The sequence below is a fragment of the Deltaproteobacteria bacterium genome, from assembly GCA_020848905.1.
Taxonomy (GTDB): domain Bacteria; phylum Myxococcota_A; class Polyangia.
Window position 1 is genome coordinate 26,728 of record JADLHG010000031.1, and the last position, 22,434, is coordinate 49,161.

At 73.6% G+C, this 22,434-nt stretch carries 14 protein-coding genes; 6 read left to right on the top strand and 8 right to left on the bottom strand.

Going from position 1 to position 22,434, the window contains the following annotated elements; translation table 11 throughout:
* Positions 1-5: 5 nt before the first annotated feature.
* The 4 genes from IT371_12325 to IT371_12340 all read right to left on the bottom strand — a co-directional run bounded on the left by IT371_12325 (position 6) and on the right by IT371_12340 (position 4,462).
* Positions 6-530: a hypothetical protein gene (locus tag IT371_12325; GenBank protein MCC6748440.1), complete on the bottom strand. Its 525-nt coding sequence runs from the start codon at positions 528-530 to the stop codon at positions 6-8.
* A 69-nt stretch (positions 531-599) separates the two neighbouring features.
* Positions 600-1,847, bottom strand: a complete 1,248-nt coding sequence (locus tag IT371_12330) for a hypothetical protein (protein ID MCC6748441.1) — start codon at positions 1,845-1,847, stop codon at positions 600-602.
* On the bottom strand, positions 1,840-3,375 hold the full coding sequence (locus IT371_12335; GenBank protein ID MCC6748442.1) for a hypothetical protein: 1,536 nt from the start codon (positions 3,373-3,375) through the stop codon (positions 1,840-1,842). The genes IT371_12330 and IT371_12335 overlap by 8 nt, the downstream gene beginning before the upstream one ends.
* A gap of 16 nt (positions 3,376-3,391) precedes the next feature.
* On the bottom strand, positions 3,392-4,462 hold the full coding sequence (locus IT371_12340) for a hypothetical protein (GenBank protein ID MCC6748443.1): 1,071 nt from the start codon (positions 4,460-4,462) through the stop codon (positions 3,392-3,394).
* Positions 4,463-4,633: 171 nt separating this feature from the next.
* On the opposite strand from IT371_12340, the gene IT371_12345 reads away from it, so the two are divergent.
* Positions 4,634-5,569: an SDR family oxidoreductase gene (locus IT371_12345; GenBank protein MCC6748444.1), complete on the top strand. Its 936-nt coding sequence runs from the start codon at positions 4,634-4,636 to the stop codon at positions 5,567-5,569.
* 36 nt (positions 5,570-5,605) lie between these two features.
* On the opposite strand, the gene IT371_12350 is transcribed toward IT371_12345, so the two are convergent.
* Positions 5,606-6,544 (bottom strand): hypothetical protein, encoded by a 939-nt coding sequence (locus tag IT371_12350; protein ID MCC6748445.1) that lies wholly within the window; start codon positions 6,542-6,544, stop codon positions 5,606-5,608.
* A gap of 172 nt (positions 6,545-6,716) precedes the next feature.
* Here IT371_12350 and IT371_12355 point away from each other — a divergent pair, with 172 nt between their 5' ends.
* Positions 6,717-8,213 (top strand): alkaline phosphatase family protein, encoded by a 1,497-nt coding sequence (locus IT371_12355; GenBank protein ID MCC6748446.1) that lies wholly within the window; start codon positions 6,717-6,719, stop codon positions 8,211-8,213.
* On the opposite strand, the gene IT371_12360 is transcribed toward IT371_12355, so the two are convergent.
* Entirely contained in the window at positions 8,176-10,338 is a 2,163-nt protein-coding gene (locus IT371_12360; protein ID MCC6748447.1) for a sulfatase-like hydrolase/transferase, read from the bottom strand. The two genes, IT371_12355 and IT371_12360, sit on opposite strands and share 38 nt — an antisense overlap.
* A gap of 100 nt (positions 10,339-10,438) precedes the next feature.
* On the opposite strand from IT371_12360, the gene IT371_12365 reads away from it, so the two are divergent.
* Positions 10,439-13,687, top strand: coding sequence for an AAA family ATPase (locus IT371_12365; GenBank protein MCC6748448.1), 3,249 nt, complete (start codon positions 10,439-10,441; stop codon positions 13,685-13,687).
* Between the two features lie 13 nt (positions 13,688-13,700).
* On the opposite strand, the gene IT371_12370 is transcribed toward IT371_12365, so the two are convergent.
* Both IT371_12370 and IT371_12375 read right to left on the bottom strand, forming a co-directional pair.
* A complete protein-coding gene (locus tag IT371_12370; protein MCC6748449.1) occupies positions 13,701-14,561 on the bottom strand; it encodes an alpha/beta hydrolase in 861 nt (286 codons plus the stop codon).
* Positions 14,558-16,978 (bottom strand): hypothetical protein, encoded by a 2,421-nt coding sequence (locus IT371_12375; protein ID MCC6748450.1) that lies wholly within the window; start codon positions 16,976-16,978, stop codon positions 14,558-14,560. The genes IT371_12370 and IT371_12375 overlap by 4 nt, the downstream gene beginning before the upstream one ends.
* A 128-nt stretch (positions 16,979-17,106) precedes the next feature.
* Here IT371_12375 and IT371_12380 point away from each other — a divergent pair, with 128 nt between their 5' ends.
* The 3 genes from IT371_12380 to IT371_12390 are packed head-to-tail and all read left to right on the top strand — an operon-like array spanning position 17,107 to position 22,278.
* The gene (locus IT371_12380; GenBank protein ID MCC6748451.1) at positions 17,107-20,205 is read left to right on the top strand and encodes a sulfatase-like hydrolase/transferase; all 3,099 of its coding nucleotides are present in this window, start codon (positions 17,107-17,109) and stop codon (positions 20,203-20,205) included.
* Entirely contained in the window at positions 20,202-21,137 is a 936-nt protein-coding gene (locus IT371_12385; protein ID MCC6748452.1) for a lysophospholipid acyltransferase family protein, read from the top strand. The genes IT371_12380 and IT371_12385 overlap by 4 nt, the downstream gene beginning before the upstream one ends.
* Entirely contained in the window at positions 21,124-22,278 is a 1,155-nt protein-coding gene (locus tag IT371_12390; protein MCC6748453.1) for a beta-ketoacyl-[acyl-carrier-protein] synthase family protein, read from the top strand. The genes IT371_12385 and IT371_12390 overlap by 14 nt, the downstream gene beginning before the upstream one ends.
* Positions 22,279-22,434: the final 156 nt, after the last annotated feature.

Sequence of the window (22,434 nt, forward strand, 5' to 3'; positions counted from 1 at the left end):
CTCGCCTACCCGATGAGCAGGACGCTGATGCTCGGCGCGACGCGGAGGTCGTAGCGCAGCCGGAGGAGCTGGTCCTCCGTGACGTGACCCGCGCGCGCCACGATCACGATCGCATCGAGGAGCTCCATCGCGTTCAGGTGGTCGCCCAGCCGGAAGAACGAGGACAGGTCGGCGAGCAGGTGCGCGAAGTGCGGGCGAGCGTGGTGCAGCGCCAGACGAAGCTGCGGTCCGGCGGCTCCGGCCGGTCCGGCGGCGCGGGGGACGATGGCCCGCAGCTTCGGGCCGCACTCCACGACGGTGAGCAACGAGTCCGGCGGTCCGAAGGGGGCGGCGCCGGTGGGCTCGATGAAGGCGCCGCTCACGTCGGGGTCGATCGCGGCCACCGGCTGGTCGCTCACATCCACTAGCGCATGGGCGAGCAGGAGCATCGCCGGCGCGACGCAGACGCGCGCGTTCGCCGGGCAGAGGCCGACGCACTGCCATCCCGCCGCGCGGAGCTGCTGCGCCACGCTGATGCATCCGGCGCGCACGGCGTGACTCGGCCAGGGTCTCGGTAGCGGCGCGGCGTCGACGGCGAGCGGGGCGGCGCGCACCGAGGTCTAGGCCTGGAGCAGGGCGACGCCGAGCAGGCGAGCGGTGGTCAGCTGGTCGATGGCCTGGCGCAGGTGGCGTCCCCTCGACCGTCTGGCCCACAGCGCGAAGAGCACGCCGTCGGCCGCGTCCTGCATCAGGTTCACGTCGGCGTTCCCGAGCACCGGTGGGGCGTCGATGACGATGTGGTCGTACGGGAGGCGCTTGAGCTGATCGAGGGCGATCTCGAAGGCGCGACCGTCGAAGATCCCTTTTCGCTCGGGAGAGCCCGGCGCCACCGCCGCCATGTGCAGCCACGGCGAGCCCACCTGCAAGATGGACCACGGGCGTCCGGGCCGCTCCTTCTGCGCCAGCGCCTGCTGCAGAAAACAGGGCGGGGAGGGGATGCCGAAGATGCCAGCCAGCCCCGGGGCGCGCTGATGACCGTCCACGAGCAGCACGCGGGCCCTGCCGCATTCGGACATCGCCGCGGCGAGGTTCGCCGCGCAGGTGGTCTTCCCCTCGCCGGGCAGGGCGCTCGTGACCACCACCGTGCGCGGGTCGCCGCGCTCTACGAGGCGGTGGCGCAGCACGCGGAAGGCCGCGGCTTGCGGTGACTCGGGGTCGAGGAAGACGAAGAGTCGCCGGTCCCGCAGCGACGCGCCGCCGTCCTGTACCTGGATGCGGACCATCTCCGCCGGCTCAGGCGCCGAGCGGGGCTCGCTGCTCGCCTCCTGCACCTCGCTCCCGTCGGCCACGCGGGTCGCGCGGCTCGAAACGATCACCGTGCGGTTCATGAAGTCGGTGGGGAGCGCGTCGAGCCCGGCCGGGCGGGGCGGGGCGGTCGGGATCGGCTCGCGCGGCGGGGCGACGGCCGGCGCTGCGGCCTTGGGGGCCTGAGCCGGCGTCGCCGCATCGTGGCCGCCGCTCGGGCGACGCGGGGGTGCCGCGCGCTCGCGCGTGGCGGGGAGCGGGCGGGGAGCCGCGCTCTCGTCGGACCAGTCCACGGGCGGCACGGGGCCAGCGCCGACGGGGGTGGTGAGCGAGGTTCGCGCGCCGTGAAGCCCGCCCTCCTCCGCGTCCCACGCGGAGCCGCCCACGCTGCCGGCGACGTTGGTCATCTCGTTCATCTGCGACCCGGCGAACTGGCGGGCGTAGGGGGTCGTGTGCGGCGACGCGACCTGCCCGCGTCCCGGTGGCTCCACCGGAGGTCGTCCCCCCGACCCGTCCTGGTGCGGGGGCTGCTCTCGCGGACGTTTCACGCGTGGGTCACTCACCGATCCCTCCTCCCCGGCGCGCGGCCTTCGGTGCGGCGGCGTGCGGCTTGCGGCGCAGCGGCGTGCGGGGCACCGCCACGAGCAGCGGTGCGAGCTCGAGACGCGACACGTCCGCGCGGTAGCAGATGCGGTCGTCCACCAGCGCCAGGCCCAGCATGATCAAGAACCCGAGGAGGAATCCCCCCGCCGCGGAGAGCGCGAGGATCAGCTTGGGCGCCAGCCCCGTGGGCTTGCTCGGCAGATTCGCACCGTCGATGATCGCGCGCTGCGCGGACTCGCCGCTGACGTCCGAGCTGGCGGCGAGCGAGGCGCGAAACTGGCTGCTCTCCAGCAGGGCGTAGCGGGCTCGGGCCTCCGTGGCGTCGCGGTTCAATCGGGTCCACTCCACTTCGAGGGCTACGATGCCCTTGACCTGCTCGTCGTCGCGCGCGGCCTTCACGCTCTTCGGCGTGCGGGACTTGCGGCCGGCGATCTGCTCCTCGAGCTGCGCGAGCTGACGCCGCAGCTCCTCGGGGCTCGCCGTCGGAAGGACCGCCTTCGTCCCCGCGGCCATGGCCCGCTTGACCCGCTCGTACGCCGCGCGGGCGGCCGCCAGTCGCGCCTTCGCCGCCCGCACGTCGGGGTGCATCTCCGTGAACTGGGTCCGGCGGCTCGCCAGCGTGCGCTCGGCCTCCGCCAGCTCGTCGCGGGCCGCGTCGCGCACCGAGGCGAGCTGCGGATCTTCTCGACCGCCACTCGCCCGTCCGCCGCCGAGCTGCCGGCGGATGCGCTCCGCCTGCCGCTGCAAGGCTAGCGTGGTGCGATCGGCCCCCTTCTCCTGTTCGCGACGCGCGACGCGGATCGACGCGCCGAGGCCCCCCGAACCGTCGCCGCTGCCGGCCTGCGTCTCCAGGGCGAACTCGGGGTGCTTGGCCAGAAAGCGTGCGACCCCCTCTTCCTTGCGGCGGAGCTCCAGCTCCGCGCGGCGGCGCTCGCCCTCGAGGAAGCGCATGCGGCCGGTGGTCTGTTCGTGCCGCAGGCGAAGGTCGTCCTCGATCACGGACTCCGCCAGCTCGCGCGTCACCGCCTGCGCCACCTGCGGCGCCGGTCCGCTGTAGGCCACGCGAAAGATGTCGCCCCCCTGGACGGTGAAGCTGACGTTCTTGCGGAAGAGCTCGATCGCCTCCTCGGTCGCCCCTCGCGCGAGCAGGTCGCCGTGCAGGCCATGCTTGGCCATCAGGGCGTGGAGCCGGGGCCGCGCCAGGAGCAGCTCCTTCAGGCGGGGCCCGATGAGCTGGGTGGAGATGCGCTCCTGCTCCACCGCCCCGAGGGCGGCCGTCTGCGTGACGTCGCGGTAGAGGAAGCTCGTCTCGGAGACGAAGGTGGGTTTCAGCCGCCGCGCCACCAGGCCGCCGCCGATCGTGCCCAGGGCGGCGAGGACCAGGGCGATCCACCAGTGACGGAGACTGCGCCTGACGGTGAGCCAGGTCCTGAGGAGCTGGTCGGCTCGCTGGCCCTCATGCCACGCACTGGCTGCCTGCAGGCTCATGAATACACGGATCCTATCATATGCGCCTTCCTTCCGGCTCCTGGATGATCTGCAGCAGACGGGCGTGCCGGTCCATGCCCTTGAACGGGGGGAGGTGACCGGCCGTCCCGAGGCCGAGCCGGCGGAGATCCTCGGTCAGGTAGACCCGCGTGTCGAGGAGCCCGGCGGCCACGGCGCCCGCGAAGAGCAGCCCGAAAAACGCTCCGAGACCGAAGAGCACGTGCGATTCGCGCCGCGTGAGCCACGGCCGGTCCACGATCCCGTCGTCCATGGGGTGGAGCTGCAGGGTGAGGCGCTGGCGCTCCAGCCCGGCCCCGAGCTGCGCGGCGGCGAGGCGACGCTCCGCCTCGCGAACCTGCTGTTCCGCCGCGTCGATCTCGGAGGTGAGGTGCGCCACGTCGGTCCGAAGGCGGTGGCTCGCGACTCCTCCGTCGGCGGGGAGCTGGGCCAGCTCGGCCACGCGGCGGGTGCGCTCCTTTCGTAGTTGCCCCAGCGCGGCGCGTTCGCGCTCCGCCACGCGCGCGGCCGTTCGGACCAGGGCCTCGGCGAAGCTCTTGCGGGCGGCGGCCTTCTGCTCGAGCAGGACCTGGCCGATGTCGCGCACGACGTCGAGCGCGAGCTGCGGCGCGGACGCGGTGAAGTGGAGCGTGATGCGAGCGGAGCGGGGGGCCTCCTCGGGGATCTCCTCATCGAGGAAGTAGTCGCGGAAGATCTCGACCTTCAGGTTGCGGCTCATCGCCTCGAGCGCGGTCGTGGGGTCCGCGAGCTGCTGTGCGCCGAGGAGGCCCCGTCGCCGCATCACCTCGAGGAGACGCTGCTTGGTGAGGAGGCCGTGGACGAGGTAGCTCTCCAGGTCGCGACGCGACAGGATCTCGGCCCGACCGCGGAGCCGCTCCTCCTCGAGGCGGAAGGCGATGCGCGCGGTGTGCCTCGGAACGCGCCGGGCGTCGAGCCAGGCCACGGCTGCGGCGCCGAGGACGGCTACCGGCAGGATGATCCACCACGCGGCGCGCGCGCGGCGAGCCAGCCGACGAGCCTCGTCGCGAAGGCGGTGGAGCCCCGGTTCCCTTTGTAGCCACGCGTGCATGATGACGAGAGTAGTCTCTGATGATACGCGCGAGCCGCGCGGGCGAGCAAGACGCTGGTGCCGCGAGGCCGGGGGCCGCTATCATGGGGCGAATCCGTCGGCAGCGGGGCGACGCGGTGGACGCGGGCGACGGACCGAGAGAGCAACGTTCGACGACGAGGAGGCGCACGCGTGAAGGTCTTGGTGACTGGAGGGGCCGGCTTCATCGGTTCCCACCTGGCGGAACGGCTCGTGGGAGACGGCCACGAGGTGGTGGTGCTCGACAACCTGAGCAGCGGACATCGAGCGAACCTGGCCTCCGTGGAGCGCCGGCTGCGCTTCGTCGAAGGGGATATCCGCGATGCGGCGCGGCTCTCCGAGCTGGCGACCGGGTGCGAGCTGGTCTTCCATCAGGCGGCGATCGTCTCGGTCCCGTACTCGGTGGAGCACCCGCAGGAATCGCACGACGTGAACATCCAGGGGACCTTCAACGTGCTCCAGGCGGCTCGAGCGTGCGGCGTGCGGCGGGTGATGTTCGCCTGCTCGGCGGCGGTCTACGGCGAGGATCCGAGGCTGCCGAAGGTCGAAGAGATGGCCCCCGCCCCGGTCTCGCCCTACGGCGTGGAGAAGATCACCGGCGAGTACTACCTGGGCGTGTTCAACCAGATCTACGGCGTCGAGACGGTCTCTCTGCGCTACTTCAACGTCTTCGGGCCGCGGCAGGACCCGCGCTCCCCCTACTCGGGGGTGATCAGCGTGTTCGTGGACCGCGCGCTCACCGGCGCGACGGCGCTCGTCTTCGGGGATGGCGAGCAGTGTCGCGACTTCGTCTACGTGCAGAACGTGGTGGACGCGAACCTCCTCGCGGCGACGGTCCCGGCCGCGCGGGGGCGCTGCTTCAACGTGGGGTGTGGGGAGCGCACCTCGCTGAACGAGCTCGTGGCGATTCTGGGTCGCCTGGCGGGCCGCCCCCTGCAGGTGGAGCACCGCGAGGCGCGGGCCGGCGACATCCGGGCTTCCGTCGCGGACATCGGTCGGGCGCGCAGCGAGCTCGGGTATGCGCCGGTCGTCGGCGTGGACGAGGGTTTGCGTCGGCTGCTGGAGTTCGAGCGCGCGAAGCGCCGCTGAGAGCCCGGCCCTTCTCCGTCCCGCACGGTTGTCCGATCAACGCCTTCGCGGCGCGCCCGCGCCGAACGGGTCCTTAAGGTCGACCTGCGAGGGGCGGTGCTCGGTTCCTCGGTGCGGCGGCGTGGAACCGCGGTGCGCGGCCTGACCTGCGGTCTTCCGGCCGCGCGGCCCGTGCGCGGCCTTCGGGCGACCTCCCGGCCGGGCGGTGGGGCGGGGCCCGCGCGCGCCGGGGACGACGGGGGGCGCGTCCGCCTCATCCGATTCCGCTGCCTCGGGAGGGGCAGCGCCTCCGGTGGCGCCAGGGTCGTGCGGAGCGGTCACCTCGCCTGCACTCGGGGGCGCACCCACGTCGTCCGTCGCGGGGCCCGCGTCGAGCGTCGCACCGCCCGGCAGCGCGCTCTCGACGGATGCCGGCGGCTCGCGCAGAACCCAGACCGCCACTGCGGCGGCTCCGCCCACGAGCGCTGTCACGAGGCCAGCGATGGCGAGGCCCTTGCCCCAGTCGCGGGGCGGTGGGCCGACAAGGGCCTCGACGGGGGCCCGGGGCAGGGCGACCCGCTCCTCGTCGGTCGGAACGGCCACCGGAGGGGGCGCGAACGCGGCGAGCGGCGGTCGAGCCGCGGGGCCGAGGGGAGCTTCGGCGTCCTCGGGCGGTGGCGCCGCCGGGCCGTCGGGATCGGTCACCGGCAGCCCTTGCAGCTCGGGGAGCGTGGTCTCGGGCGCGGTCGGGGCCGCGGCGCTGCCGACGGGCGCGCCGTCGCTCGGTCCAAGCCAGGGACGCGTGGGGAGCTCGAGGATCGCGTCGGGGCTCCCGGGGAGCGCGGCCGATGGAGTCTTCGCCGCCCCGGGACGCACGGGCTTGAGATCCTCCACGGTGATGACGTGCAGCTCGCGGTGCCGGAGCAGCGGCGCGGAAGGTTTCGGCGCGGTCGGCGGAGGTGGCGCCCCGCCCGGCGGACGATCTGAGCGCGACATGGGTGGCGGTCTCACCTCCAGTGTGTCACAGGCCGGCCGGTTTGCCGAGGGGCGGGGGGCCCGACCGGGAGAGTTCGAACCCCGTTGAAGGGCGGAGGGCGGCGCGCTCGCTTTCGCGCGATCGGATAGGCTCGAGGAGCGCAGCAGCGCCGCACCAGGAGACCGCGCGTCGATGACCCCGGAGAGCGCACCGAGTCCCTTCCCGTCGACCCGGAGGTGGTGGGGGAGCGTGCGTGTGGCGCTGGCCCTCCTCGCGCTGGCCGGCGGCGTGTACTGGATGCGGCGCCTCTACGTCCGGAGCTGGTTTCGCGACGGCCCGCCCCGGGTGGTCTCCTGCCGCTCCGTCGATCCGGCTACCCCACCCGCGCTCCTCGGGCGGCTGCGCGTGGTGCTCGTGGACGGGCTCTCGCTTGCCGCGGCCGATGCGCTGCCCGAGCTGCGCTCTCTCTGCGACCGGGGTCTCTCGCTCGACCTCGACGTCGGCTTTCCCTCGATCTCCTTGCCGGTCCAGCACGCCCTGTGGACCGGGGCGTGGCAGCAGCGCACGGGGGTTCTCTTTCGCGAAGAGGGGCTCGCGAAGCCCGTCGTGCCGTCGCTCGTCGAGGTGGTGCGTGCTGCGGGAGGCACGGCCATCGCGGTGGCCGAGGGGTACCGGCACCTAGTCGCCTCGTTCCCCTTCGCCCAGATCGTGGCGCCCGCCCGTCGGGGGGAGCTCTTCGCGCCGACGGTGATGCGACGCGAGGTGGCGCGCGCCTCTGCCTCCTCGGCCGCGCTCGTCTTCGTTCACCTGCTGGCGGTGGACCGCGCGGGGCACCTCCACGGGGGCGCGTCCCCGGAGTACCGATGGGCCGCGGAGGCCGCAGGCCGCGTGGTCGGTCAGGTCGCGGCTGCTCGACGGACCGGTGAGACGGTGGTCGTCCTCTCCGACCACGGCCACCTTGCAGAGGGGGGCCACGGAGGCCTCGAGCGCGAGGTGCGGTACGTGCGGGCCTGCGCGGTGGGAGCGGGGCTTCCGGCGGGCACCCGGCGCGCGGCGGCCATCCCCGAGCTCGCGACGCTCTTCGCCGGCCAGCTCGGCGTGCCTCCGCCCCCCTGTGCCGAGGGGCGCACGCGCGAGGCGCTGCTGGCCGGGGCTCCGGCGCCGCTCCCTCCCGCTCCACCCGAGCGGAGCGCCGCCGAGTGGGCGTGGCTCCTCGCGCCGCTGCTTCTCGTCGTGCCGTTTCGCCGCGGGCTGCGGGGGGTGAGACGCGCCGGTCTCGCCGCGCTTCTCGCGCTCCCCTGGAGCCTCGCTTGCGCGACGGGGACGGTCTGGCTCGTCTACGGTGCGCCCTCCCTCTCCCGGGCCTACGTCTACCCTGCGCTGCCCGGCAAGCTCCTGCTGGCGAGCCTGGTCGCGCTGCCCGTGCTCGGGTTGCAGCTCGTGGGGCTCGCGCGCCTCGGGCTTACGATCGCGCGTCGCGCGCTGCTGCTCGCGCTCTCCTCCCTCGCGCCGGGGCTCGCCCTGCTCTGCGCGTCGGGCGCTCCGTGGCGCACGCCGCCGCTCGACGCCGTCTGGACGCCGTGGGCCTCGACCGCGCTGGGGGTCGGGCTCGCGCTCCTCGGCGGGCTGGCCCTCTCGGCGCTCTGGCCCCTCAGCGAGGGCGGCGCACCGCGCTCAGGCGGTCGATGACGGGGAGCTGGTAGCTCCCCAGAAGTCGCGAGAGGGAGCGCGCGCGGTCGGGCAACGCGTCGACCAGGTTGCTCGTCTCTCCGAAGTCCGAGGCGAGGTCGTAGAGCTCGGCCAGCCCCTGGTCCCGCCAGACGAGCAGCTTCCAGGGCCAGACGATGATCCCGTGCTGCTTGACCTCGTTCAGCAGGAGCGGGCGCTCGAGCGAGCGGAGCTCGTTCTGCCGCAGGCCGAAGAGGTAGGGGAGCAGGCTGAGGCCGTGGGTCTCGCCGGAGGGGAGACCGCAGAGGTCGGCGAGCGACGGATAGAGGTCGGCGAGGCTGACGGGCACCGCGAGGCGGCGGCCGGGAAGGCCCGGTAGACGCATCCCGAGGGGAACGTGGATGAGCGGGTTGAAGAGCACGTCGCCGTGGTGGAGCGGCAGGCGGGGCGCCTGAGCCAGACCCTCGCCGTGGTCGCTGGCCAGCACGACGATGGTGCGGTCGTCGAGCCCGCGCCGCGAGAGCGCGTCGAGGAAGCGTCCGATCTCGCCGTCCACGTAGCGCAGCAGGCTGCGATAGAAAGGGAGGCCGCGTCGCGCCCGGTACGCCGCGGGGTCGGGGAGCGTGGCGGGGTCGATCTGATGGTGCTCGTGCACGTCGAAGAAGTGCAGCCAGAGGAAGAAGGGACCGCTGCGGTGCTGCTCGAGAAAGGAGATCCCGGCGTCTACCACCATGCCGGCGGTGGCCTGCGTCCCCACGTCGCGGCGGTAGGGGTCGTTCACCACCAGGTGGCGCTTCGTGAGCCCCCTCTGGAAGCGGATCTGGCGCCCCAGCCAGCGCTCCACCTCTCGCTGGTAGACGCCGTAGGTGCTGTAGCCGCCGCGCTGAAAGCGCTCGAAGAGGGTCGGGTGCCCGTCCCGGAAGGGGTCGAGCTGGCCCGTGAGCACGGTGGCCATGCCGATGTCGGTTCCTGCGCCAGTAGAGAAGGCGCGCTCGAACGACTGGGCCGACGCGAGGAGTCCGGTCAGCCGGGGGTAGCTGCGGCGCGCCTCGGCGGAGGGGCGGAGCACGTCGGCTCTCAGCGTGTCGACGAGCAGCAGGACCACGTTCATCCCCTTCGTGCGGTCCAGGTGCCGGCGGAAGTCGGGCTGCGCGCGCCACCCGGCGAGCCTCCGGCGGTACGCGGCGGGGTCCGTGACGCGGTCCGTGCGCGGCGGCGGGGGCGGGCGGCGAGCGTCCACGCCGTCGCAGTCCTCGTCGCGCCCGTTCTCGGGGAGGTCCTCGGCGAAGGGGTGCACCGAGGGGTCGTGGTTGTCGCAGTCCCGGTTGCCGAAGACGACGGAATGACCGTCGCGGTCCAGGTCGAGCAGACTCCGGTACGTGGCGACCAGGCGGGCGGCCACGTGCGTGCGCTCGGCGAAGAGCTGGCGCGCGCGGTGGGTGGGCAGCGCGTGGAGGGCGGCCCAGACGAAGGGGCCGAGCGACGCGACGAGCGCGGCGGGCGCGAGCCACCGCACGGCGGTGGGACGCAGCCGGGCAAAGAGCAGAAGGCCGCCGGCGAGCAGGCAGAGCGTGGTGAGGAGGAGCAGCACCCAGTGCAGGTATTCGTACTGGTTCGGGTAGAGGCGGCGGTCCGCGAGGCCGACGAGCAGGGCTGCGGCGAGCGGAGCCGTGGCGAGCGGGGCGAGAGGCCAGCGGGCGCGCTCGAGGCGGGGCGCGAGGGCCAGCGTCGCGCGCGCGCCGAGGAGCGTCGCGGCGAAGAGGAGCGTCGCGGCGAGGTAGGGCCCGTAGCTCGCCACCGGGCGCGCGGCGATACCGGTCCCGCGAAAGAGAGCGAAGCTGACGGGCAGGGTCACGGGGAGCGCCAGGAGCGCGAGGGTCAGCGCGCGTAGCCAGGGGGCGTGTCCGAGGCGAGTCAGCCAGGCGCCGAGCCGCAGCGCGACGGCCGCGAGCGCCGCGGTGAAGAAGATGGTAGCGAGCGCGACGGGAATGAGTCCGGCCCCCTCGCGGGTTGGGGAGGTCGCCAGGAAGAGCGCGTCGGCGAGCCCGAGGAGGAGGGCGGCGAAGAGCGCGCAGAGCTCGGGGAGGAGGGCGCTCGGTGGCGGCGCGGTGGCCGGGGCCGCGCGTCGGCCGAGGTCGGAGCGCATGGTCCGCGCAGGATAGCAGGAGCCCGATGGTCGTGGCGAGCGCGGCCGCTGCGGCTTCCATTGACACGGTGCCGCCGCGGCGTGCAACGATGAGGGCCACGTGGCGATCGTCAGAGAAAGCGAGTGTGGAAGCTGCGGCTTCGCGAATCCGGGCGGCCACCGCTATTGCGGCGCCTGCGGGGAGCTCCTCGCGGGGGTTGAGGCCGGGGCGGTCGACGGGCGGAGCGCGCGGCGCGGCGAGCTCCCCGACGAGATCCGCACGGTCAGCGTGGCCTTCGCCGACGTGGTGGACTTCACCAAGCTCAGCGCCCTGCACCGGCTCGAGACGATCAAGGCCCTGATGGACCAGATCTTCGAGCGCATCTATCAGGTGGTGGTGCAGCACGGCGGGACGGTGGACAAGTACATCGGCGACGGCGTGATGGCGCTCTTCGGGGCGCCGATCGCCTACGGTGACGACGCGGTGCGCGCGGTGCGTGCGGGGCTCGCGATGCAGCGGGCGATGGCGCAGCTCCGCGAGGAGCTCCAGGCCCGGGGACTGCCGGCGGTGTCGCTCCGGGTGGGGATCAACACGGGCTCGGTCATCGCGGGACCCGTGGGAGCGGGTCCGCCTCGCCGGTACACGGTGATGGGGCACACGGTGAACCTCGCCTCGCACCTGCAGGAGGAGGCGCCGATCCACGGGGTCTTGATCGGTGAGGGGACCTACCGGCGCGTGCGGGGACTTTTCGAGCTGCGGCAGCGGGGCTCGACGGCGACCTACGAGGTCGCCTCGGAGCGCCAGGGGGGGCTCTGGGTGCGTCCGCGCGAGGTGCTCGGCGCGGAGGCCGAGATGGTCGGTCGCCACGAGGAGCTCGCGTTCCTCGAGGAGCTGCTCGAGCGGAGCGTCACCGAGAGCCGCACCGAGCTGGTGCTCGTGACGGGTCCCGCGGGGGTCGGCAAGACGCGTCTGGCCTACGAGTTCCTGGCGCGGGTGGAGCAGCGCCGCCCCGAGGTGCTGTGCGCGGTGGGGACGGCGCACCCGCTGACGGTGGACGTCCCCTTCGGCGTGGCCGCCGACGCGCTGCGGAGCAAGCTGCACCTCGGGCCCGACGAGGACTCGGAGGCCGTGCGCGTCGCGTTGCGGAGCTTGCTCGCCGGCGTGGGGCGGGAGAGGCCCGCCGAGCTCGAGCTGCTCTCGCGCCTGCTCGGCGTGGATGACGCGGAGGAGCCGACGCTCACGGAGCGGCCGGCGGCCCGCCAGAGCACGGAGCTCTTGTTGTCGCTCGTGGATCGGCTGAGTCGCCTGCGGCCGCTCGTCCTCCTGGTGGAGAACCTGCAGTGGAGCGACGCGCCGAGCCTCGAGCTGGTGCGGACGATCCACCGTCGCCTGGCGGACCGGCCGCTGCTGATCGTGGCTTTGGCCCGTCCCGAGCTCCTCGTCGACCCGGTGGCGCTCGTCGACGGGCCACGGAGCAGCCGGCTCGAGGTCGGCCCCCTGTCGGATGCGGCGGTCGCGGAGCTCCTCGAACGCGTGGTGGGGCCCACGGCGGCCTGCGCCGAGCTCGTGCAGCTCGTGATGCGCCACGCGCAGGGGAACCCGTACCACGTCGAGGAGCTCCTCCGCACGCTCGAGGAGCGCAAGGTGCTGGTCCGGCGCCTCGAGAGCTGGGACCTGATGGATCTGCCCGAGGAGCTCGACCTCCCGCCGGGGATCGAGGCGGTGACCCAGGCGCGCCTCGACCACCTGCCACCGAGCCAGGCGCAGCTTCTCCGCCTGGCGGCGGCCGTCGGGCGCGTCTTCTGGGACGGGCTGCTGCGCGAGCTCGCGCCGGGGTGCTCGCCCCTCGACCTCTCGGCGCTCGTCCGCCGCGAGCTGGTCCTCCGGCAGCACGGCAGCCGCTTCCGCGGACAGCAGCAGTATCGCTTCCTGCACGAGCAGACCCGCGAGGTGGCGTATCGCATGATCCCCGAGCCCCAGCGCACGGCGCTGCACCGGCAGATCGCCGACTGGCTCTTGCGACAGGGAGAGAGCTCGCCCGAGGAGCTCGCGCTCGTCGGGCGGCACCTCGATCTGGGGGGCGACCGCGGGCGCGCGAGCGACTACCTGCGGCGCGCGGGCGACGCGGCCTACGGCGCGGCCGCGTACGTGGCGGCCGTGCAGCACTACGGTCGGGCGATCGAGCTATGCGAAGCGCCGGCCCGCCTCTTCGAGCTGCTGGCTCGCCGCGAACGCGTGCTGAACGCGCTGGGTCGCTGGGCCGAGCAGCGCACCGACGCCGAGCGCATGGTGGAGCTCGCCGAGGAGCTGGCCGACGCGGGGCGGCGCAGCGAGGCCCTGCTCCGCCTCGGGCGCGCGCTGTTGAACCTGGGCCTTCACGACGAGGCGAAGCGGGCCCTCGAGGGGGCCGCGGCGCTGGCGGCGGAGCGCGGGGACCCCGAGGCGCGCTGTCGCTCGTTGCGCTGGCTCGCCATGTACCACTTCAATCGCAGCGAGCATGCGCAGGCCCAGCCGCTCTTCGAGGAGGCCTTGCGCGTGGCCGAGGGCGCCGGGCTCGACGCGCTCTCCGCCGAGCTGGCCTACGAGCTCGGCGTCACCGTCGGCACGCTCGGAGACTACGTGCGGGCGCTCGAGGTGTCGCGACGCGCGCTCGAGGTCTTCCGTCGCCAGGGGAACCGCTACCAGGAGTCGTTCTGCCTCGGGAACCTGGGGTGCTTCCATCTCTACCTCGGCGAGTACGTCGAGGCGGCAGAGGCGCTCGCCGCGGCGGCTGAGCTCGGCCGCGAGCTGGAGCTGCCGCTCGCACGCGCCTCGGCGGAGGCGAACCTGGGCAACGTGCTGCGGCTCACCGACCGGTCCGAGGCGAGTCTCGCGCTCGAACGCCAGGCGGAGGCCGTGGCGCAGGAGATCGGGGACCTTCGGCTGGCCGTGGACGCGCAGATCTACGGGGCGCTCGCCGCGGCGGAGCTCGGGGGCGAGCAGCTCGCGGTGGCCGAGACGCTGGCGCGCCGGGCGCTCGAGAGCGTGGGTCAGGCCGAGATGCCCTCGGCGCGGGCCGCGGCGCTCATGGCCCTCGCGCGCGCGCTCGACCGCCAGGGAAGGCTCGCCGAGGCGCTGGAGGCCTCGGCGGACGCTGTGTCCGTGCTGGAGGCGGTGGGCGCCGTGGAGGGTTTCGAGACCGAGATCCGGCTCGTGCACGGAGTGCTCTGTCGGCGGGCGGGTCGGGAGGAGGAGGCGCGGCGCACGCTGGCACGCGCCCGACAGGAGCTGCTGCAGAAGGCCGAGCGCATCGGCGGCGTAGAGCGCAGGCGGCACTTCCTCGAGCGCGTGGCGGCCAACGTGGCGGTCCTGGCCGAGACGCCGTCGTAGGGGGCGACGCGCGCTACGCGCGGGGGCGGGCTGCTGCGTGTGGCTCGACCCGCGGACGCTTCATCGACAGGTCCTGCCGCTGAAGCCACGCCCCGATCGCGGCGTTCGTCTCGCGGGGCAGGGTGTGCGGGCAGCAATGACCGCCCCCCTCGATCACGACCCGTTCCGCCCCCGGGATGCGTCGCCGCAGCTCGTCCGCGGTATCGGAGAGGACGACCCGGTCCTCGCTCCCCGAGAGAACCAGGGTCGGCGCGCGGATCTGTCCGAGGCGCTCGGTGTGGCGCACCTTGAGGCCGGCGATCAGGCGGTCGGCGTACGCCGCCGCGCCACAGGCCGTGCCGTAGTCCAGGATGTGGTCGGCCAGCGCCGCGTTGCCCGGAGAGGGGTCCATCACGAAGCCGCGATGGCGTCCCACCCAGTCGAGGGCGCGCTTGCGTTGCGCCCGCGTGAGGCCCGGTGCCAGGACCGCGCCGAAGTGGGCGAGCGTCGCCAGGGTGAAGAGATTGACGCCGAAGCCCCCGGGCCGCGGGCGATCGAGCGTGTTGCAGAGCACGAGCGCGGCCACCCGGTCGGGGTGGGCCAGCGCCAGGTGCTGCACGACCACGCCGCCGAACGACTCGCCCACGAGGACCGCGCGCTCGAGCGCGAGCTCGTCCATCAGCGAGAGGACCTCCGCGGCGTAGTCGGCGACGGTGCTCGCGAGGCTCGGGGAGCGCCGGGCGAGGTCGCAGGCGATGGCCCGATACTGCCCGCCGAGCTCCTCGAGCTGGTAGCGCCAGAACCAGCGCGAGCCCTCCATCCCCGGCACCATGAGCAGCGGGAGGCCCGCCCCGGCTTCGACGTAGCGCGGTTGATTCGAGATCGGACGTTTCATGGACGCCTCCGGAGCCGCAGCGGCGGACGCAGTAGCAGGATGCCGAGCAGGACGAGCCACCAGGTTCCCTGGCTCCCGTCGGGAGCGCCGACCGCGCACCCTCCGCTCGAGGGGGCCTCGGGGCTTGTTCCTGGCGCGACGGCGGGGTGGTCCACGAGGCCGAGGGGGGCCGCAGCCTGGGAGACGTTGCCGGCGCGGTCCCGCACGCGTACCTCCACCGGCGTACCGGGCGCGACCTCGAGCGACGCGCGGGCCCCGAACGGGGAGAAGGTTCCTCCGCCCACGCGGAAGCTGTACTCGAGGGCGGCAGCCGGGCTGACCTCGTCCCGCCCCGACGCGCGGACGCCCGTCGCGGTGCGCTCGAGCGCGACCTTTGGCGCCACGGTGTCGATCTGGAGCTCCACCGCCACGGGGGTCAGGTCCGCCGTGAACGGCCGGCCGACGAGCCGGGCCACGACCTCCACACGGTGGCGCCCCTGCAACCAGAAGGCCGGGTCCTCGACCTCGAGGCGGCTACTCTGCACGAAGGGGCGAAAGAAGCCGCCGTCCACGCGATAGGTCCACTCGACGGGCCCCTCGGCGCCGGCCGGCCTCCGTGCGCCGAGGCGCAGAATCGCCGTCGGGGGGCGGTCGGTGCCTCGTCGTTCGGCGACGGAGAAGGCGCGGGTCTCGGGGAGGAGGACCTCTTCCAGCGCGACCTCCGTCTCGAGGCGCGGCGCGGGCGCGCTGGCCGTGGTCCCCCCGGTCACGACCTTGAGGAGACTGAGCTTGCCGAAGATGGAGAGGACCTGCTGCGCGTCGGTGGAGGTGATCGACCCCTCGTCGAGGAGGAGCGAGATCCCCTGCACCTCGGGGAGCTTGATCGGGTCGAACCCCGAGGCGAGGAAGTTCGCTGCGAGGCTCACCACCGTCGGGAAGAGCTTGGCGAGCTGCCCGGGGCTCTCCGAGACGAGCTCGCTGTTCTCGATCTGGATGTTCGTGAACGCCTTGGTCAGATCCCCGAGCACCGGCTGCAGCGCGCCGTTCGCGTCCACCGTGAGGAGGACGGGGACCGTCAGGTCGCCGAGCACGGTGAAGATCCGCACCGGGCGATCTTCGAGCAGCGCGTAGATGTCGAGGCCGAACTCCTTCGCCGTGATGGTGAGCAGCGGGTCGTCGATCACGGTCTTGCCGGTCGGGTCCTTGTGGCTCGTCCCCTTGCCGAGCGAGACGGTGGGCGGCTGGCGCGGACGCACCGCGAGCACCATCGGGACGCTCTTGCCGGCGGTGAGGGCGGCCAGCGACGGGACCAGCAGGCCGAAGAGGTCGCTCGTGAGCTGCTCGACGCTCTTCGTCCCCACGTCCAGACAGAGGGTGCCGCTGTCGAAGACCGCGTAGGCCGCCTGGATCAGGGACTGCTGGTGGACGCCGATCCCCACGTCGAAGTCCTTGCCGTCGGGGCGTACGTTGCCGCGGAAGGTCGTCGAGCGCGGGATGGTCGGCTTCGGGGGGGCCGCGCACTTCGCGCCGGGTCCTTCGCACCGGGGGACGCAGGGGTTGTGCGTGGGAGCGCGGAAGCCGCCCAGCACGCCGAGGGAGAGCCCCCCTTGCTCGGCCTCGCTGTAGCCGCCGCCCCAGAGGAGGAAGTCGAGCTGGCCGCTCGTCGCGGGCGAGAAGCGGGCGAGGAAGCTCGCCAGGTCCACGCGCCCCTCCTGCCCCTTCGGGAGCCCCGAGAGGAGGCCGTCCACCGCTTTCTCGATGGTGCCCTTCAGCTGCGTCTCGATGGAGCCGCGGAAGAGCGGACAGAGCCAGTCCGCCACCGTGCAGTACCAGGCGCCCGTGATCTCGATGTCGCCGCACTGGAAGTCCCGGATCTCGGAGCTGGTGCGCGTGATGTTCAGCTTGTAGCCGTCCATGAACTGCGTGGAGAACTGCACGTTCGCCGCGAGCGTCACGGCGGGCGGGTCGCTCTTGGCCGAGTCCAGGGTCACGTCGCAGGTGAACCAGGTCAGGACCTTCTTCTCGTATTGGATCTTGTTGGTCTTGATCCTGGCCTGGATCGCCAGGTCCAGGTTGTGCGGGGCCGAGGGCGTGAGAGAAACCTTGTCCAGGGTGGCCGTGGCCGTGCACTTCGCGCCGCCGCAGCAGAGCTTCTGATCGTCCGAGGTGCAGCCGGTGGGCGGGATGTCGAAGGAGAGGCCGCCGGGGACCAGCTTGGTCAGGAGCGTGTTGAAGTTGCTCTCGACGAAGCGGAGCGCCGTGGGAGTGACTCTGACCTGCATGGCGTTGTCGAAGCGCGCGGCGTGCGGAAAGCCGCCCGGGATGGGCTGCGTGCTGCACCCCTGGCAGCCCGAGGACCCGCAGGCGGCTGCCGTGGCGAGCACGGCGATTCCCCCTGCCAGACGCCAGAGGAGGCGCGACCGGACCGACGGCGGCATGGATACTCCTTAGTACTGGGTCGAAAGAGCGCCCCGTGGCGGCGGGACGAGTTTGAGCATAGCGAGCGGCGGGCGCGCCGTCTACGGGGCTTTACCCTCGTCGAGGGCCCGTGTTAAGTCGCTCCGCTGTGATTCTCGGCCGATACATCTGGCTCGCGGCCCAGGCCGGGCTCGGCAGCGGGCTCGTGGCCGCCGCGCTGGAGCTGACGGCGCTGTCGGCTGCCGACCGCACCGGCAAGATGGCCCTGGCCTCGGCCGGGCTCATCCTCCCCGCGTTCGCGCTCCTGGGCGCCCTCATGGGTGCCCTCTTCGGTCTGCTGCACCAGGCCGCCGCTCGGCTGGCGCGGCGCCTCGGGAGCCTCCGGACCCACGGGTACACGGCGGCGTTCGCGGCGGGGCTGGCGATCGCCCCGCTCGCGTGGCTGCTCTCGCGCCTCGCCGCCGGGCGGCAGGCTGCGCGGCTGCTCGGGCCCTGGTGGGTCAAGGCCCTCCTCGTGGCCGTGGCGGCGTGTGCGGTGTTCGCGGCGGTCTGGGCGGCGCAGAAGGTCGCCCGGTGGCTCGTGCGCGACCGAAGACGGTGGCCCTCCGCCGGCCTGGCCCTGCTCCTCTTCGGCCTCGGGGCGGCGCTCTTCTGGATCGACGCCACGGCGTATCGACGCCTTTACGGCTACCTGCACGCGGCGCTGCTCCTCGGCTACGCCGCGGCGGGGACGCTCGGGGCGCTCCTCCTCGGGCACGCCCTCTCGCTCTCCGCGCGGGGGTCGCGGCGCGTCCGGCTCGTCGCGCTCGGCGTCGTGGTGGCGCTCGTCGGCGGAGGCCTCGTGGGGGCGCGGCGCAAGATCAACACCGACCCCGGCCTGCGCTTCGCCGCGGTGGAGCTCACGACGGTCTCGGTGCAGCTCCTGTCCCTCTGGCCCCCGCAGAGCGACGCGGAGCCGCCGGTTTTCCTCGACGCCCCTCTGGCTGGACGCAAGGTCGCGCGGGAGACCTTCCGCGTGCCGGGGGCCCACGTGGTGCTCGTCTCCATCGACGCGCTCCGCCCCGACCACCTCGGCGCGTACGGCTACGCTCGCCGCACCAGCCCGAACATCGACGCGCTCGCCGCGCGCTCGATCCGCTTCGACGCGGCGTACTGCCAGGCCCCACTGACCTGCTACTCGATCCCGTCGCTCCTCACCGGCGACTACCTGCGCTCGACGCTGCCCCTCCTGCCGAAGCCGCCGCCCACGCTGGCGCAGGTGCTGAAGGCCCAGGGCTACACGACCGCGGCCTTCTACAACGAGAGCATCTTCTTCTGCGACGACAAGCGCGCCACGAGCTACGGGGACACCCACTTCGGCTTCGGGTACGCCGAGACGCCCCTGCGCACCGCGCCGATGCTCACCGACCGCGTGATCGAATACCTGCAGAACGTGCGCGAGGCGGGGCTCTCGCAGAAGCTCTTCCTCTGGCTCCACTACTTCGACGTGCACGAGCCCTACGAGTCCCACGCCGAGTGGCCCTTCGGCGCCACGGCGATGGACCGCTACGATTCCGAGATCGGTCGCGTGGATGCCGCGATCGGGCGACTCGTCGCCGCGCTCTCGCAGCTCGACCGGCCGACGATCCTCGTCCTCACCTCGGACCACGGCGAGGAGTTCTACGAGCACGGCGGCACCTACCACGGCTCTTCGCTCTACGAGGAGCAGATCCGCATTCCGCTCATCTTCGCTGTGCCGGGGCTGAAGCCGGCGGTGGTCACGGACCCGGCGCAGAACGTGGACGTCGCGCCCACGATCCTCTCGCTCCTCGGGCTCAAGGTCCCCGAGAGCATGCGCGGGACCTCCCTCGTCCCGCAGCTCGTGGGCAAGAGCGACCCCGACCAGGCCGCGTTCTCCGAGGTGCACACCAAGAAGACGGTGCGCGTCGGGAGCTGGAAGCTCATCCACGACTACCGGCGGAGCACCTACGAGCTCTACGACCTGGCTGCCGACCCGCGCGAGCGAACGAACCTCATCGGGCGGCGACCGAAAGAGGCCGCGCGGCTGAAGGCGCGGCTGCACGTCTGGTTCGACAAGCTGCGCAAGACGGGTGCGGGGCAGGAGGCACGCCCCGAGGCCATCGATCTGGCGCGGCTCGGCGACCGGCGCGCCGTGCCGCTCCTGGCGGCGCTGATCTCGGAGGTGGACGCCGACCCGCGCTGGAGGCGGGAGGCGGCGCGTCTCCTCGGAGAGCTCCAGGACGCCCGTGCCGTGCCCGCGCTCTGGCAGGCCGCCGCGGATGACGACCGCCAGGTGGCGGACGAGGCCGCCATCGCGCTCGGCGAGATCAAGGACATCCGCTCGCGCACGCTGCTGCCGCGGACCATCCTGACCAGCGACGTGGACGTGCGGCTGCGCGCCGCCATCGCCCTGGCGCGCGTGGACCGGCGAGAGGCCACGCCGGCGCTCATCGAGGCGCTCTACACCAACAGCTGGGAGATCCAGAATCGGGCGGCGCACTACCTGGGGTTCGTCGGAGACACCCGTGCCGTGGGCCCGCTCATCGCCGCGGCGGCGCAGCTCCAGATGCGACCGCGGTCCGCCATCGCGCTCGGCCGGATCGGCCGACGCTTTCGCGACGGGCGCATCTTTCCGTTCTTGCTCAAGCTGGCCCAGCACGAGGAGCACCTCGAGTCGCGACTGCGGGCGATCGCCGCGCTCGGGTACCTCGAGGACCGACGCGCGGTCCGCCCCATCCTGCGGATCCTGGCGGCGGAGCCCCAGCTCCCGGAGCCGCCGGAGACGCTCACCCGGCTCGGCGCGCTCGGCACGGTCTCGTTGCCCGGGCTCGACTTCGGTCCGGGGCGCAAGGGCCTGAAGGGCGGCTTCGGCGAGTGCCAGCGCCTGGACCCGCGGCTCTACGATGAGTTCCTCGGCGAGACCTTTTGCGCCATGAGCGCGCTCACCGCGGAGGTCGCGTTCCCCCTCTCCCGCGTCCCCACCTCGGTGCGCCTGATGGTGCGCGTGCGACCGGTGCGGCCCGAGCTGGCCGGCGGCCGACTCACCCTGTCGGTCAACGGCACGGCGCTGCCGGCGGAGACCCTGCGGCGAGGCTGGCAGGTGGTGCGGCTGCCGGTCTCGGGGCGACTCCTGCGTCGGGGCGAGAACCTCGTGCGCTTCCGCCTCGAGGGCCCGGGGGCCAAGGCGCCGTCTCTCGACGGCGGCCTGCTCGAGGCGGACTACCTGTTGCTCGCGCCGACGTCGTGAACCTCCGCGTCCCCGAGACCGCCGAGGAGGCGCGCCGTTCGCACGTGGAGGCGCCGGTCTTTCGCCGGGCGCTCCTCTGGGGCCTGCGGAACGTGCCCCTTTCGACGCAGGAGGCGAGCCTGCCCGGCTGGGCCACGCTCTTCTATCTGCAGGTGCCGCATGTCCGTCGCGCGCTGGAGGCGAACCTCGCCCACCTCACGGGGCTCGGCTTCCCGTGGCTTCAGGCGGCGGCCTTCGGCGCGTTCGTGAACTACTGCCGGTCGGTGGCGTCGGCCTACCGGCTCCACGCGGGGCTCGAGAGCGGCGTGCGTGTCTCGGTCGAGGGGCGCCACCATCTCGAGGCGGCGCTCGCGGCTGGGCGCGGGGCGATCCTGGCCACCGGGCACCTCGGGCACTGGCAGGTGGGGCCCTACCTGCTCAGGGACGAGCGGCTCCCGCCGACGACCGTGGTGATGGCCGAGGAGCCGCACGAGGGCGTTCAGGCGCTGGAGGGCGAGCTGCGGGACAGCCGCCTGCGCGTGGTCTACCCCGCGCGCACGCCGTTTCTGGGGCTGGCCCTGCGCGCGGCGCTCGCGAAGGGCGAGTTCGTGGCGCTGCAGATGGATCGGCCGTCGAGCGCGGGGGGCGTGGAGGTCGCGTGCCTCGGCGGGGTGGCGACCTTCGCGGCGGGACCGGCGCAGCTCGCGCGGCTCTGCGGCGCCCCGGTGGTGCCGGCGTACTTCCCTCGCGTGGGGGACGAGGTGCGGGTGCTGATCGAGCCGGCGCTCTGGAGTCGGCCCGGCGTCGCGCCGGAGGTCGCCGAGCGGGAGCTGACGGCGCGGCTGGCGGAGAGCTACGGCCGGCAGGTACGAGCGCACCCCGAGCAGTGGTACAACTTCTACCGCTTCTGGCGGGAGCCGGAGGGCTCCGAGGACGCGCATGCACGCGGCTGAGCTGGCTGCGGCCGGACTCGTCACCTGCTTCGGGCGCGGGGTCGTGCGCTCCTGGGACGCGCTGCTCGCGGGCCGCTGCGGCTTCGTCTCGCGCGCTTTTCGCGACGGGAGCAGGGCCGCGCTCGTCGCGCCGGTCCCCGAGGAGGTGCTCCCCTGGGAGGCGCACGGGGAGGATCGCGCGCTGGCCCTCGTGCGGCTCGCGGTGGAGGAGCTGGCGGGAGCTCCCGCGCTCGAAGCGGTTCGCCCTTCCCGCCTCGGCGTGGCCGTGGGGAGCACGCAGGGGACGATTCGCGCCTGGGAGGAGGGGCAGCGCCGGGGTGCCGATCCGAGGTACCGCCCGGCGCTTCCGCACCCGAGCGAGCCGGCCCTCGAGGTGGCGCGGCGGCTCGGGGCAGCGGGGCCGCTGGCCAACCCGTCGATGGCCTGCGCCTCGGGAGCGGCTGCGGTGGGGCTCGGGCTCTCCTGGCTCCGGCGCGGCGAATGCGACGCGGTGGTGGTGGGAGGCGTCGACGCGCTCTCGGGCTTCGTCCATGCGGGCTTCTCCGCGCTGCGGGCGCTCGACTCCGGGGCGCCGCGTCCCTTCGACGCCGCGCGGGCCGGGCTCGGCCTGGGCGAGGCCGCCGTGCTGCTCGTGCTCCGCCCCGCGCGCGAGGGGTCGGAGACGCGGGTCACGGGCTACGGGTGCGCCGCCGACGCGCACCACCTGACGGGGCCCGATCCCGCGGGGGGCGGGGCGCGCCGCGCGATGCAGGCGGCCCTCGCGGACGCCCGGCTCCCCGCCGATGCGGTGGACCTCGTGAGCGCGCACGGGACGGGCACCCCCTACAACGATCTGATGGAGAGCCAGGCGCTCGCCGGCCTCTTCGGCCCCACCGTCGGGACGCGGCCGGTCCATTCGGTCAAGGGAGCGTTCGGGCACACGCTCGCCGCGGCCGGGGCGCTCGAGGCGCTGGTCTGCGACCTCGCCCTGCGCGAAGGGCTCTTCCCCGCCACCGTGGGCCTCGAGCGACTCGACCCGGCGATCGCGCTGGACGTGGTCCGCGGTGCCCCCCGCCGAGGGGACTTTCGCGCCGCGCTGAGCCTCTCGGCGGGCTTCGGCGGGATCAACGCGGCCCTCGTCCTCGAGAGGCCGCGCGCGTGACGGTCTATCTGCACGCCGTCGGTTGCCTCTCGCCGCAGGGGAGCGGCCTTATCCCGACCCGCGAGGCCTTCGCCGCCGACCGGCCTTGCCCGTACGCTCGGGGCCCAGAGGAACCTGCGAGGCCCTCGCTCCCCGACGCGGGGTGGGTGGCAGAAC

Excerpts from the sequence above, each read along its gene's own strand:
- IT371_12355 (MCC6748446.1), top strand. The coding sequence starts at position 6,717 with ATGACCCCGGAGAGCGCACCGAGTCCCTTCCCGTCGACCCGGAGGTGG.
- IT371_12340 (MCC6748443.1), bottom strand. The coding sequence starts at position 4,462 with ATGCACGCGTGGCTACAAAGGGAACCGGGGCTCCACCGCCTTCGCGAC.
- IT371_12335 (MCC6748442.1), bottom strand. The coding sequence starts at position 3,375 with ATGAGCCTGCAGGCAGCCAGTGCGTGGCATGAGGGCCAGCGAGCCGAC.
- IT371_12360 (MCC6748447.1), bottom strand. The coding sequence starts at position 10,338 with ATGCGCTCCGACCTCGGCCGACGCGCGGCCCCGGCCACCGCGCCGCCA.
- IT371_12370 (MCC6748449.1), bottom strand. The coding sequence starts at position 14,561 with ATGAAACGTCCGATCTCGAATCAACCGCGCTACGTCGAAGCCGGGGCG.
- IT371_12350 (MCC6748445.1), bottom strand. The coding sequence starts at position 6,544 with ATGTCGCGCTCAGATCGTCCGCCGGGCGGGGCGCCACCTCCGCCGACC.
- IT371_12390 (MCC6748453.1), top strand. The coding sequence starts at position 21,124 with ATGCACGCGGCTGAGCTGGCTGCGGCCGGACTCGTCACCTGCTTCGGG.
- IT371_12375 (MCC6748450.1), bottom strand. The coding sequence starts at position 16,978 with ATGCCGCCGTCGGTCCGGTCGCGCCTCCTCTGGCGTCTGGCAGGGGGA.